Origin of the sequence: Nocardia sp. NPDC101769 (genome assembly GCF_044766925.1) — a bacterium.
In the GTDB taxonomy this organism is placed as follows: domain Bacteria; phylum Actinomycetota; class Actinomycetes; order Mycobacteriales; family Mycobacteriaceae; genus Nocardia.
Genome location: NZ_JBIWMX010000017.1, coordinates 1 through 12758 on the forward strand (window position 1 = coordinate 1; position 12758 = coordinate 12758).

The 12758-nt window shown below is 63.7% G+C and carries 13 protein-coding genes; 4 read left to right on the top strand and 9 right to left on the bottom strand.

Annotated elements, in window-relative coordinates; genetic code table 11:
* The first annotated feature begins 805 nt into the window (after positions 1-805).
* From ACIRRA_RS24990 to ACIRRA_RS25000, 3 genes are all read left to right on the top strand, one after another.
* Entirely contained in the window at positions 806-1393 is a 588-nt protein-coding gene (locus ACIRRA_RS24990; RefSeq protein WP_402772488.1) for a hypothetical protein, read from the top strand.
* 266 nt (positions 1394-1659) lie between these two features.
* A complete protein-coding gene (locus tag ACIRRA_RS24995) occupies positions 1660-1986 on the top strand; it encodes a helix-turn-helix domain-containing protein (RefSeq protein ID WP_402770913.1) in 327 nt (108 codons plus the stop codon).
* 116 nt (positions 1987-2102) lie between these two features.
* Positions 2103-2645, top strand: coding sequence for an ATP-dependent Clp protease proteolytic subunit (locus ACIRRA_RS25000; RefSeq protein WP_402772490.1), 543 nt, complete (start codon positions 2103-2105; stop codon positions 2643-2645).
* Between the two features lie 793 nt (positions 2646-3438).
* Here ACIRRA_RS25000 and istB read toward each other — a convergent pair.
* The 3 genes from istB to ACIRRA_RS25015 all read right to left on the bottom strand — a co-directional run bounded on the left by istB (position 3439) and on the right by ACIRRA_RS25015 (position 6698).
* The gene (gene istB / locus ACIRRA_RS25005) at positions 3439-4194 is read right to left on the bottom strand and encodes an IS21-like element helper ATPase IstB (RefSeq protein WP_402772493.1); all 756 of its coding nucleotides are present in this window, start codon (positions 4192-4194) and stop codon (positions 3439-3441) included.
* Between the two features lie 59 nt (positions 4195-4253).
* Positions 4254-5795, bottom strand: a complete 1542-nt coding sequence (gene istA, locus ACIRRA_RS25010) for an IS21 family transposase (protein WP_402772496.1) — start codon at positions 5793-5795, stop codon at positions 4254-4256.
* 681 nt (positions 5796-6476) lie between these two features.
* Complete coding sequence (locus ACIRRA_RS25015) at positions 6477-6698, bottom strand: hypothetical protein (RefSeq protein WP_357008936.1); 222 nt, start codon at positions 6696-6698, stop codon at positions 6477-6479.
* A gap of 872 nt (positions 6699-7570) precedes the next feature.
* Between ACIRRA_RS25015 and ACIRRA_RS25020 the strand changes: the two genes are divergently transcribed.
* Positions 7571-8017: an RICIN domain-containing protein gene (locus ACIRRA_RS25020; RefSeq protein WP_402772499.1), complete on the top strand. Its 447-nt coding sequence runs from the start codon at positions 7571-7573 to the stop codon at positions 8015-8017.
* A 126-nt stretch (positions 8018-8143) separates the two neighbouring features.
* On the opposite strand, the gene ACIRRA_RS25025 is transcribed toward ACIRRA_RS25020, so the two are convergent.
* The 6 genes from ACIRRA_RS25025 to ACIRRA_RS25050 form a co-directional block, all read right to left on the bottom strand.
* Positions 8144-9151 (bottom strand): tyrosine-type recombinase/integrase, encoded by a 1008-nt coding sequence (locus ACIRRA_RS25025; RefSeq protein ID WP_402772502.1) that lies wholly within the window; start codon positions 9149-9151, stop codon positions 8144-8146.
* A gap of 140 nt (positions 9152-9291) precedes the next feature.
* Positions 9292-9645 (bottom strand): helix-turn-helix transcriptional regulator, encoded by a 354-nt coding sequence (locus ACIRRA_RS25030; protein WP_402772505.1) that lies wholly within the window; start codon positions 9643-9645, stop codon positions 9292-9294.
* Positions 9645-10367, bottom strand: a complete 723-nt coding sequence (locus ACIRRA_RS25035; RefSeq protein ID WP_402772508.1) for a hypothetical protein — start codon at positions 10365-10367, stop codon at positions 9645-9647. The genes ACIRRA_RS25030 and ACIRRA_RS25035 overlap by 1 nt, the downstream gene beginning before the upstream one ends.
* Entirely contained in the window at positions 10364-11365 is a 1002-nt protein-coding gene (locus tag ACIRRA_RS25040; protein ID WP_402772511.1) for a hypothetical protein, read from the bottom strand. Before ACIRRA_RS25040 ends, ACIRRA_RS25035 begins: the two co-directional genes overlap by 4 nt.
* Positions 11362-12018: a hypothetical protein gene (locus ACIRRA_RS25045; RefSeq protein ID WP_402772514.1), complete on the bottom strand. Its 657-nt coding sequence runs from the start codon at positions 12016-12018 to the stop codon at positions 11362-11364. Before ACIRRA_RS25045 ends, ACIRRA_RS25040 begins: the two co-directional genes overlap by 4 nt.
* 266 nt (positions 12019-12284) lie before the next feature.
* The gene (locus tag ACIRRA_RS25050) at positions 12285-12536 is read right to left on the bottom strand and encodes a hypothetical protein (RefSeq protein WP_402772517.1); all 252 of its coding nucleotides are present in this window, start codon (positions 12534-12536) and stop codon (positions 12285-12287) included.
* Positions 12537-12758: the final 222 nt, after the last annotated feature.

Sequence of the window (12758 nt, forward strand, 5' to 3'; positions counted from 1 at the left end):
ACAACGGCTCCGTCCAGCGCTGGTGTCGCGTGCGGTAATTCGATGTCGGATGATCTGCATCCGCGGGCTACCGGGCCGACGCGCTGTAATGCCGCATGGCGCGCTGACCGAACCGGCCAGCGCGGAGCAACCGAAGATCAACGGGCAGAGTGCCGTACGGCCGCCGGCTGTGCCCGCTCATGCCGAATATCGCGCGTCTCGGGACGCAGAAGCAGGCGTGCCTGCACGGAGTAGCGGATCTTGCTCGCTGGCCATAAGTACATACCGCGGGCGGAAACCTAGTTGCGTCGCGTACCTCGACCGGTCAGCATTCCCCACGCCTCTGCCCCCGTGGCGGGATCGTCCGCGGAAGCTACCATTTCGACGTACAGCGGTGTCGCTGCCACTCGAAGCCTCCCAGCGCTCGTATAGCCCAGAACCACGCACCACAACCAGCGACCCACCGCAGGCCACGGTTCGCGCGGCTGGTCGGTGATGTACCTGCTGTCCACGAATCCGACCTCGCCGTCCTCGGATTCAACCAATAGCCCGTAGTGAATATGGCCCGTAACCACACAGCGAACAACGTCATACCTGCATCGCGCCTGTGACTCCATCACTACCTCCACCAACGTGCTCACATGCCTGCATGCGGGGCTGTTCGGGCCGACCAGCGGTGGTTCCGAAGATCAACTGGCCGTACTGGTCCCAGGCCGACTGAACGCACCATCATGCCGATGAGCGGAAGTCACTGCCGTGCCCGGATGGGTTACCGACACCAAACGGGCCGAGTTGCCTTGTCGGCCGGTCGTTTTAGGATGCCGCCATGAGTTCCATCATGACCGTGTACTTGGTCGACCGCGCTACCGTCGAGGCCGCCATCGGTTCGAAGGACGAGTCGCTGTTCGAGGCGATCACAGAACACTGGAATGATTCCGAGGAGGACGGCGAGCGCATGTGTGGGTGCGGAGACGTGGCGCTCGATGCCAAGAGCGCGTTACGTGCTGTCATCAACGGCGGGCCCTACACCGAGGACTGCGGATACGCCTACTTGGACGCGTGCGAGCGAATCTGCGCGTACTTCGGCGAGGACATCGATGAAGAGGACTTCCACCACACCTTCCAGGAGAGGCTCGACAAGGCTTTCGGGAAGTTGGGGATGGATGACGAGGGCAGGATCGATCTGCTCTACAGCTTCGCGTCATGCCATGGCCTGCCCGAACCAGACGGCGCCAATGGTGGCAGTTGGGGCAAGCAGCTGTGTGCCGACCAGCTTGAGCGGTGGGAAAATTCGGATCCGGCGGTGCGGTCCAGGTTGCGTGTGGACGTGCGCGAAAATCTCGAATCACGCATCAAGTGGATGCGCGCAGCGAAGGCCGCCAACAAAGACATCATGGTGTTCTGGGCAGGATAGTTCTTCGCATCGGCAGCAGCTCACTTCAGCTGACCGAAGTGAGCTCTCATGCCGCATACCGCGCTGACCGAACCGGACAATGCGGGGCATCGGAAGATCAACTGGCCGTGTTGATCCGAGGTCGACTGAACGTCCGCAACTGCCAATGAGCGCGCTAGAAGACGTGACAGCTGATCGTGGATTTCAGTGGATCCTCCGTGTGAGTGCCGCTGACGGGCTTCGTTTCGGCCCTGGCGTTATATCTAAAGTGAGATATCGTTGTAGGTATGAGCGAGGAGGTGACCCAGTCGCCGGACGAGGAATCTCTGCCGGTGCTGCCCGGGTTCCGGGAGATGGCGTTGCGCAGGATCACGCAGGATCGTGCGCGGTTGATTGCCGAACTGGCCGAGCGGCGGCGGGCAGCGGGGTTGTCGCAGACCGAAGTTGCTGCCCGTATGGGTACGTCGCAGTCGGCGGTGGCGCGGTTGGAGACCGAGAACGTCGATGTGCGGACCTCGACGCTGCAGCGGTACGCCGCTGCGGTCGGCAGCCGTCTCACCTTGCAAGTGACGAACACGACTGCTGAATCGAATCGGATCGGAGAACAGCCTTGAGGATCGAGACGAGCACACCTACTTCTCAGTGGCAGCCTTGGCCGCGGGAGTTTCCGAACTTCTACCCGGCACGTGAGGAACCGCAGCCTGTTCCTGCCCCGCCGCCGGCGAGGCAGGTGTGGATCGATCCTCACCCGAGCGGACCGGCGGAAGCGCCGCTGCTGGGGCGGACGCTGATCGCGCACGGGCACTTGGATGCTGCGGCTGCCACCGAGTTGTGCGCGCGGTTGCTGACGCTCGACGCTGAGAGCGCCCGACCGATCCGGCTCGAAATGTACGGGCTGGAAGCAGATCTGCCGAACGCCAGCACCGTCACCGATGTGCTGGACGTCCTTCGGGCGCCGGTGAGCGCCTACGTGAGCGGCACTCTTGGCGGTGCAGCGCTGGGAGTGCTCGCAGCGTGCGACCACCGCTACGGCTATAGAAGTGCCCAGTTCGTGTTGCGGGAGCCGTCGGTGCGCCTGGATGGCAGCCTCAGTCGTGTCGAACCGCGACTCGAACACGCGCGGGCCATGTTCGACGGACTGCTCGCTCGACTGGCGCAAGTCACCGGTCGCGACACCGACCAGATCCGTGATGACCTGCAACAGCAACGGATACTCACCACCTCCGCCGCTGTCGAGTACGGATTGATCGAGGGCCCCGCAACCCGCGAATAGTCGCGCTGAACGAACAAGCCGGCCGGCTTACCGATCCGCGAACGGGCATCCACCACCATCAGCCGGTGCTCGTTCGCCGTCGGTGACACACCGAGCCGATCGAACGTCCGCTCTTGCCGCAACCCGCGCTGACCGAACCGGCCAGCGCGGGGCGTCGGCGGCCGGAACCTGGTGCGGTGCAGAACGTCCGCTACTGCCGATCGCCGCGCATAGTAGGAGCGCCATCATTCATTGTTGAGTTGAGCGCATATCGCACTGACCTCGACAGAATCGCGTCCTAGGACCGCGGTTGCTAGCTCGATAAGACTTGTGAGCGAATGGCGATCGTCCAGATCACTGACAGACTCGACGATTTGCCCGCGTAGCTGCGGCCACCGCTTCGCCCACTCGCGCAAGTGCCACCGAATCGCATCGTCGAGGTATCGAACGGCAGGTTCCGTGCCATTCGGGCGGGTCTGGCCTACAAGGCTATTGCGGCCCACCAGTATGCCTTCAAAGCACCACAGAACGGCGAAATAGGTGGACAGGACCAACTTGGTATCACTGTACGTTCGCTGATGAGAACGCCGATACTTCTCCAATGTGTTGCGGGCTTCGATCATCTGAGGTGATACCAGCGTGCTGTACAAGGACCGTGCCAGCTCGTGGCCAGTGTGCATCCTCGAGCCACGCGCGTTGCGCCATGTCAGGCTCGCACCCCTGTCGACCGTCAGGTAATTCCTCCTGGCTGCCGTCAGGGAATTCCTCCAGTGGGCGGGCCTCGTTGCGAGCGTAGCGAGCCGGTTTGTGGTGGTCAGTTGGTGGGTCGGCCGGGGCGTTTGCGGGGTCGGTAGGAAGGTCCGTCCATGAGGACCTGGTGGCTGGTGTTGATGAGCCGGTCGAGCAGGCTCTCGGCGACGACCGGGTTCGGGAACAGGGCGTACCAGTCCTTGGGTGCGCGGTTGCTGGTGAGGATGAGTGGTTTGCCGCTGAGCGCGCGTTCGCTGATCAGTTCGTAGAGATCGTCGGCGTGCAAAGCGGTGTGCTCGCGCATGGCGAAGTCGTCGAGGATCAACACGTGCGGGCGGGTGTATTCACGAATCCGTTTGCCCCAGGACCGGTCCGCGTGGCCACCGGCCAAGTCGGCCAGCACTCGGCTGGTTTTGGCGAAGCGGACATCGCCGCCGCGGCGGGCGACCGCGTGTCCGAGTGCTTGTGCGACATGGGTTTTCCCGACCCCGACCGGGCCGTAGAGGATGACCGACTCGCCCGAATCGAGCCAGCGCAGGGCAGCCAGGTCGCGGATCATCGCTGACGGGAGTTTCGGGCTCGCGGCGAAGTCGAAGTCCTCGAAGGTGGCTTGTTCTTCGAACTTCGCGCGCCGGATTCTGCGTGCGAGTGCGTTGGTTTCGCGGCGGGCGATCTCGTCCTCGCAGAGGACCTGCAGGAATTCGAGGTGCCCGAGTTTCCCGTCGCGGGTCTGGGCCAGGCGCGCGTCGAGGGTGTCGAGCATGCCGGTGAGTTTCAGTGCGCGCAGAACCTCACGCAGGGCGGGATCACTGATGGACATGAGTGTGTTTCCTTGCTGGAGTGAGGAATTGAACGGATGTGAGACCGGGTCCGGCGGCGTCAGTTGACGCTGAACTGGTCGGGGCCGCGCAGGAATGCGGGAACGGTGGTGATGTCAGCACCGCTGGTGGTGCCGAACGGGTCGTCGGTCTCGGTTCCGGCGGCGAGGATGCCTTTGACGGTGCGGTAGGACGGGTCGCCGACCTCGATCGCCCGTGAGCAGGCCGCCTCCAGACGGCCGAGACCGTATTTCTCACGCAGCCGCAGGATGCCCTGGGCGGCGCGCAGATGATGGATCGCGTTCGGCGACAACAGGTCACCGATGACCAGTTCGCAGGCCGGTCCGACATCGGCGGCGATTTTGCGACACCAGGTCGGGCCCTGCAGATGGAACGCGACCGTCTCGGGTGGATAGTGCTCGGTGTTCGTCGCCCGCCCCGATAGGCGGCGGACGTGGGTGGCGACCACGTGCTGGTCGCGGAAGATCTGCACGATATCGCCGCTGGTGCGGGCGTGCAGGGTCTGCCCGATCAGCCGCCACGGCACCGAATACAACGCTTTCCCGATCTTGATGTGGGTGTCGAGCCCGACCCTGCCGGTCGACCACGCCGACAACACGAACGGCGCCGGGGGTAGCGGTGCCAGCGCGTCGCGTTCGACGGCTTCGAACACCCGCAACGGTTGTCCGCCGTCCAGGGCGCGGGAGTTGCGCAGCCCGGCGACGTCGCGACACCAGCGAACCGCTTCGGCCTGCATCTGCGCCAGCGTAGTGAATTCCCGTCCGCGCCAGAAGGAATCGCGAACATACTGCATCTGCCGTTCGACGCGTGGCTTGTCCTTCGGCTTGCGGACCCGCGCCGGGTCGATCAACGTCTGATAGTGGACGGCGAGTTCGGCATAGGTGCGGTTGAGTTTCGGATCGTAGAGATCGGGCTTGTCGACACCGGTGCGCAGATTGTCGATCACCAGCCGGGTCGGGACTCCGCCGAAGAACTCGAATGCCGCGACATGCGAAGCACACCAAGATGTTTGATCCATCGATACCACTGGCTGCAGGAACGGCATCCGTGAGCACGAGAGCACCATCACGAACGCCTGCACCGACACTCGCCGCCCGCTGACCGGGTCGAACCACGACCCGAGCTTGCCGTAGTCGATCTGGGCTTCACTGCCCGGAGGAACCGGTGGCCGCGGCACCGTCACCTTCGCGCGGGCAGCCTCATCGGCGAAATGCGTTGCCACCCAACGTCTCACCGACGACTCCGACACATCCACCTCATGGTCATCACGCAACCGCTGCGCGATCGTCGCGACCGTCACCTTCTGATCCAGCCACTCCCGGATCCGCTCGGCGTGAGGGTCGATCAATGGCCATGTCACCGCCCTCGCTCCCGGATCATGCAGTCCGGGAAACCATTCCGCCGCCCGCTCGGCCCACTCCTCGGCCGTCAACGGTGGGCTTACGCCCGGTGTGATACCGGCGGCGACCGCCGGCGCGACGTATTTCCGGATCGTCTTCCGGTCGATACCCAGCGACGCCGCCAGCTCACGCTGCCCGCGACCGGCCTGCCAATGGGTGTAGAGCTCGACAAGATCGAACACCGAGAAACTCCTCCTCGCCATCTGTCCTCGCTCTCCTCGCCGAAACAACCGTCGAGGACAAGCGAACATGTGTGCGAGACACGCCCACAGCAGACACACCGCCAGGTGGAGGAATTACGTGACGGCCGGGTGGAGGAATTCGGTGACAGCCAGGTGGGGGAATTCCATGACGGAACTACCCCTCACCTGGGGGAATTACTTGACCGCTGACACCCCCGAGCGAGATCGCGGCTGAAACGACGCTGACATATGTTGGATCGAGCCCAGTCACAAGCTCTTGAGGCTACTCCGCCGAACACGAGTTGGTCTACTAGAAAGCCTGCAGCGCAACCGCATTCGCCATCAAACAGTGCCCAATCGACCGTTCCTGGTGCACGATCGAACGCACTATTCTGCCGCATACCGCGCTGATCGAACCGGCCAGCGCGAGGCGCCGGGGGCCGGAACCTGGTGCGGTGCAGAACATCCGCTATTGCCGATGACCGAGCGGCTTGCCGCCCGGGAAATCGGCCCAGCTACCGGTTCGCCACTCGATGAATCTGGCAGCGGACATGCTTTTCGGGCGTCCGCCACTGCTGCAGATTGCGTCGGCTGGACGCTTCGGTCTCTGGGGCACAGCCAGATTCGCTCACCGGCATGGCCCGAAAGGTCGCCAGGTGAATCCGCGGCAGTAGCCGGGAATCAGCGGGTGGCGTCGGGAACCCACATGTACCCGCTGATCCCGGTGTTGACGCAGATGACAGGTTCCCCGGTGTTCACATCCCACGTCGGATGCATCAACTCGCTGTGTGGACACCAGGTGTTCACTACCGGCGTCGCCGTCGCGGACGCCGACCCGGCCAATCCGATGACCGCCGCCGCAATGACTCCGCCGATGACGGCTGTGCTCGCGAGTGCCTTCACTGTGTTCTCCCTTCGTCGTCTGACAAGATCACTCTGCGAGGACGGCGTTAACGAAATCTTGGGGTTCGCTTATCGACGGTTCGCACGATGCTCGACAACAGTCGGACGCGGCAACCGTTCGAAAACGATCGCCGATCGAACGCACTGCCTATCGACCTGCTCAGCCCGGACCACCCAATTCACGACGACAAACCCGGCACTTCGCTGGGGCTGTACGCATGGCCGGCCGAACAGGTCACCGACACTGCCGCCCAACTGAGGGCAACCCCGTGCAAAGCGTCTACGACCCCGCGCTCATGACCAGTTGCGGAATCTACCCACAGACCATCTGGAAACGGTGTCGAAGCCCTCGACTACCTGCGCTACCACTACCAGACACTGACACAGTTCTTCGACGACGACGCCTCCCACAACAGCGCAGCCATCCGAAACATGACATGCCGTATAGACCCCCCCGACCCAATCGCAAACTGCTGGTTTGGGCTATGCGACTGCACTCGAGTGCCGCTTCCCGTGCTGACCGAACCCGCCGGCGCGGGGCGTGGGGATCAAGTGGAGACGTCGGTCCGGACGGTCGGACGCACCATCATGCCGATGAGCGAGCGTTAGAGCTGGTGACGCGCGGGAGTCGGCATTGGCGGCCTGCATTTGATACAGACTGTCGCGTAGCCCAGGATCATCACCATGGAACTCTTCTAATAGACCCATCCACCGCTCCGCCAGCTGCCTCCGAAGGGCGGAAAGCTCACCGTAGCAGGGCCTTTCGTCAAAGTTTCGGGCTTGGAGAAAATGCCGAGATGGCACCGGGTGACTGTGTTAGCCTCCATCCAGAGTTGCCGCCAGTGGGGCTGCAACTGAAGGGGGAATAGAACGTGCTGAAAGGCATTCGTAAATCTGTCATTCTATTGCTGATGGCTATTGCCGCATTGGCCGTAGCGTCTACGGCGTCAGCTGACAGCTTGCAGATCCGCAGTGGAATGAATGGGTTCTGTCTCGATATTCAGGGGGCGAACCCTGATCCGGCACCGGTCGTCTCGTACCCGTGTAACGGTCAGTCCAATCAAACCTGGTATTGGGACGGCCAGCAGATCCGTAGTGGAATGAACGGTTTCTGTCTCGATATTCAGGGGGCGAACCCTGATCCGGCACCGGTCGTCTCGTACCCGTGTAACGGTCAGCTCAACCAAGCCTGGTACAGGAATGGCACGGAGATCCGTAGTTATCTGAACAACTTTTGCCTCGATATTCAGGGGGCGAACCCTGATCCGGCACCGGTCGTCACGTACCCGTGCAACGGTCAAGACAATCAACGCTGGTAAACCCATCGCGGGCGAAATCCGGCAGGCCTCCGATGGAAAGAGTGGTCAAAATGCTCGGGGTGGTCCCGCCTGACTCTAGTGAACTCAAGTGCGCGCTATTGCCGCATTGAGCGTGTCGCTAGTCGATCAGTTATCCGTCCCGAGGTGCTCCCTAAGAACGTTCCCGACTGCCATCCGAGTGGTCTCGTCGGCGTCCGGCCACAGGTGCGCGTAGTACCGCAACGTGGTGACAGCGCTGCCGTGGCGGACTCGGGTCTGCACGGTCTTGATGTCTGAGCCCTGGCGGATCAGCAGTGACGCGTAGTAGTGGCGCAGATCCTGGAAGCTGAATCCGGCCGGCAGTCCGGGAATCTCGTTCCGGGCTTCCCGGAACTCCCAGCCGATCGTCCAGGGGGACGCGGCTTTGCCCAGCTCATCACAGACGACGTTCCGACCCGACCGTTCCTCGATAGATGTCTTCAGCATGTCGGCAAGCTCCTGCGGGATGGGCACCGGAGTATCGCTTGCCTTGGTCTTGAGCGGTCGGTCCGGCCATTGCCGTTGCGGGTACACCACGCCGTCGTCGAGGTCGACGTCCTCGACCCAGAGGCCCGCGGCTTCCGAGATCCGGAGACCGACGAATGCGCCGAGCAGCACCGCGACCCGAAGGTGCTCGGGCATCGCGGCGTGCAGCGCCCAAACCTGCTCGGTAGTCGCTACGTAGACCTTCTGCTGCCCCGCACTGGGGGACGTCTTGCGGGAGCAGGGATTCCGCGCCAGCAGGTTGTCATGCACGGCGTCGCCGAGGATCTGCGACAGCCGAGAATGCAGCGAGTAAACGTAGCTGTCGGCCAGCGGTTCGGCCTTCAGCTTGGCGGTCCACGCCTTCACTGCCGACGGCCGGACAGCGGCCAGCTTTAGCTCCCCGAACTCCGCCTTGATTTTCATGACGTGCCATTTGGCCAGCTTGACCGTGTTGTTCCGGTGCTGGGCGTAGCCCTTTAGCCACTGGTCGCACCACTGCCCGACAGTGATCTGTGCGTCGCGCGGCGCGATATGGATGCCCTGCACTAGGGCGGCCAGCTGCGTGTCCAGCCAGCGCTGTGCGTCGGTCTTCCTGGGTAAACCGCTTCGAGTGCTCGTGGCCCGCGTCATCGACGTAGCGGGCGCGCCACCTCTTGCCCTTGCCGTACAGCTTGGACGGAACGCGCCGCGTCTCGCCGTCCTCATCGCGAACAGTCTTGTACCAGAGGTCTTCGACCCCGGCGCGGCGGTTCCGTCGTGCTGTCATGGGACTACGCCACCCCGCCGGTAGCCGATTCCTGTTCGGCGATCCAGGCCAGGATCACGCTCTTGCGCCACACTCGGCGGCGGCCGAGCTTGAAACTCACGGGGCCGGAACCGATGTGTGCCCAGTACCGCCACGTGGACGCGGGGATACCGGTGAGTTCCTCGCAGTCTTTTGCCTGGAGGTAGCGGTCGTCGTTCATGGAATGTCCTCGGGGAGTGGTGGTCTGGGCGGTGGTGTCGCAGGTGGTGCGCAGGGTGTCGCGCGGTGCGGAGGAACTGTCGCGGGCGGTGCGCAGGCTGTCGTGGTGCGCACTATCGGTGCGACGCGTGTCGCGCTGGGTGTCGCGGTGCTGTCGCATCAGTGCGCACCACCTGTCGCACGGTGTCGCAGTGGGAAGACGACGCCCTTGCCGGAGCGCTTCGGTCCGCGGTGCTTCGCGATCAGTGAATCCAGGTCCATCGCCACGAAGTCCAGGTCAGACTCGTAGCGCAAGACCCGTCGCGCGATGGCGACAGCAGTGTCGGGGCGGACGTAGCCGCCGCACACGTACAGGACTTCTGCGCACTGGTCGCGTCGCGCTTGGTCGCGCATCGCGTGTAGGCGGTGCGAGAATTCCTCCGGTGTCAGATACCGGGTGGTATCGACTTTGACCGCTACGCACTGCCAGTCCGGCCGCATCAACCGCCCGTCGTAGGGATAAGGGCCACGTCCGGGTGCCTCGTGTCGCATGATGCGCTCGGACATCCACTGATGCGACGCGCACGCATCCAATGCGACACGGGTTTGGGCAACCGCCCGGTAATGCTCGGCCCACATCGGCGAGGGCCGCCAATCGGAGGCTCTCCAGCCCAGCGCCCACGCGGATGTACGAGGTTTGGGGACCACCCATTTCGCGCCCGCCTGCACCTCGATCAGCGGGTAGATCAGATCGGCGTCGAGCAACTTGCGGGCCAGGTCGTAGGTCTGGGTGCGACCGAGGGCGAGGTAGTCGCCGCGGACATCGAGTTGCATGGCGCGCATTTCGGCCAGGCCGACCACGGCGCGTACCTCGCGGTGTTTGAGGGTTTCGGTGTTGATCATGATGCATCCTTGGAAGTGCGAGTTTTGGTGCGGCGCTTGCGTTTCGCCGCGCGGCGGGCGAGGAAGTCGCCCCATTCGTCGTCGAAGTCGCCGAAGGCCAGGGCCAGTTCCTTGCGGTTGCTCAGTTCGGCCGGTAGGCGTTCCATGGCGGCCTGGAGGCCGTCGAGGACGCGGGCCGTGCGGCACAGGTACAGCAGGCCGACGACCTTCTCCGGGGTGGCGTTGCGGGCGGCCCGCAGCGCGCCTTGCAGGGCGATATCCAGTGCCGGAGAGGACTTCTGGGTGAGTTCGACTTCGAGGGCCCACCAGCCGTACAGGCCGTCCACATCGCCGAGGAACCGGCCGTCATGGATGTGGGTCACCCCGCCGCGCGGGTTGCGGCCGGTGCTGAATTCCTTGTACTTGGACTTGGATTCCTGGGCGGCGACATCGGCGCGATGCCACAGGACGCGTTCGGGAATCCAGCGTTCGAGGTCGTCGCCGACGAGCATGATCCGGGCCTGGGCGACCGCGCGGTGGTGTTCGGCTTGCTTCACCGAGGGCCGGAACTCCCGTACTGGGAACCCCAGAATCCGGGAGTCGACACCCTTGCGCAGCAGCACCCACTTGTCGCCTGCTTTGATCTTCTCCAGATCGCGGACGATCTTCTCCTGGCGGAGTTCCTTGACCAGCACATAGGTGTGGTTCTTGTCCAAGTTCAAGAACCAGCCCAGGACATCGAGCTGCATGCCGCCCTGCTCTGCGAGCGCGGTCACCGCCGCCGACTTCCGCATCGTCGATCGCGGAGACCGGTCTTTCCGCAGCAGATCTTGCACGGTGCTGCGGGCCAGGCCGACGCGGCGTCCGATCTCGCTGTGGCCGAGACCGGCCGCCCGCAAAGTGCCGATTTCGCCCAGGACGTTTTCGACCTGCCGGGCGGTGATCCCCAGCGTGTTGGCGATGTCGCGGTAGCCTCGCCCGTCCGAGCGCAGGCCCAGGATGATTGCTTCATCTGTCACCGTGACCGCCTCCGATCTACCGTCGGGCGCGTCGGCGCTTCCACCGAAGGGCCGCGAACGTTGTCACGGTGGATGTCGCGTTCCTTGATCGGGGCGGTGTCACTGATCCAGCTCATGAGCGATCGCAGCCGATCATCGATCGCCGCAGTCTTTTCCTGCTGCGACCGAGTCGCCCCGGAACGGACCACCGAGTCAGGTGATTCATTTGAATCACGTACGAGAGCCGCGACCCGAAGTGCCCGAAGAGTCCGGTCTCGAACACCCGCAGTATCAGGTGTTCCATTTGGAACACGTGAGTCATGCGACTCACCTGATACCGGGCGTTGCGGCGCGACAGGCAGGTTCTGTCCAGTTTTCTGGACGCCATGCGAGAGAGCAGCGGGCGCGAACAGTTCCTCCGCGGTGTGATCGGGAAGCATCGCTTCCAGGACCGCGCAGTGATCGGCGTGCGGCAGCCCCTTCAAATTGCCAGCGAGCCAGTTGTAGAACTGCGCCTTGCCAGGAGCCAGCCCGACCAGGTTCCGATCAACCTTCTTGGCGGCCTTGTCGTACTCCCGCCGGAACACCGGATGCGAGTTCCAATGCTTTTCCCGCAGTAGACGTTTCAACTCCGTCTCGCCATCGATGCTGCGGGAACGCTCCCCGGCGGTCACCGCGACCGCCGCCGATCCACGTCGGCCCGAACCGATTGCCGAGCCGTCTCGACGCCGCGCAGATCCGCCTCTCTGATCGTGGCGCTTCGGTCAGCACGTTCGACCAGGGCTCGCAACCGCGCACTGGTCTCCACCGTCGGCGCATCGGCCGCCCGGCGGCGAACCTCACGCTGATCCGTTTGCGGCGCAGTGGAATTCGCGCCGAACCCGCAATTGGCGAGGAGCCTTTCGTACTGCTCGGCCGCGTGCTTCTCGGCGAACCGTTCCTACACGTTCGGCCGCTGCGACGGCTGCTCAGGATCGACGTAACCGATCTGCTCGGCAGCGATCCGGCGACCCGCCTTGCGCGACAGCACCGACAACATCAGTTCCAAGGCCCTGGGCCTGGGCTCGTTCTCCCCCGCCCTGTACCTGGCGATAGTGGTGTGCGACGTGGCGATCGGCTTACCGCCGTCGCGCTGGCTCGCCTCACGCATACGATGCGCCAAACCCTTGTTACTAACGCCGAGTTCCTGCATCAGCTCGCACAACCGAGCGTTCGGAACTCGTTCCCCGCGTTGTGGTCTCGACTCCGACCAACGCGCGTTCGCAGACATCAGGCGACCACCTTCCCGTTGTGGTCCGCCGCCAGGCGACCGTCGCGCGAAACGAGAAGCGGCATCATCGCTGATAGAGGCTCGTAGCGATTGCGATTGGGAGAGTGAGAGTTTCAAAGAGGGACCACAAGGGGGACCACAAAG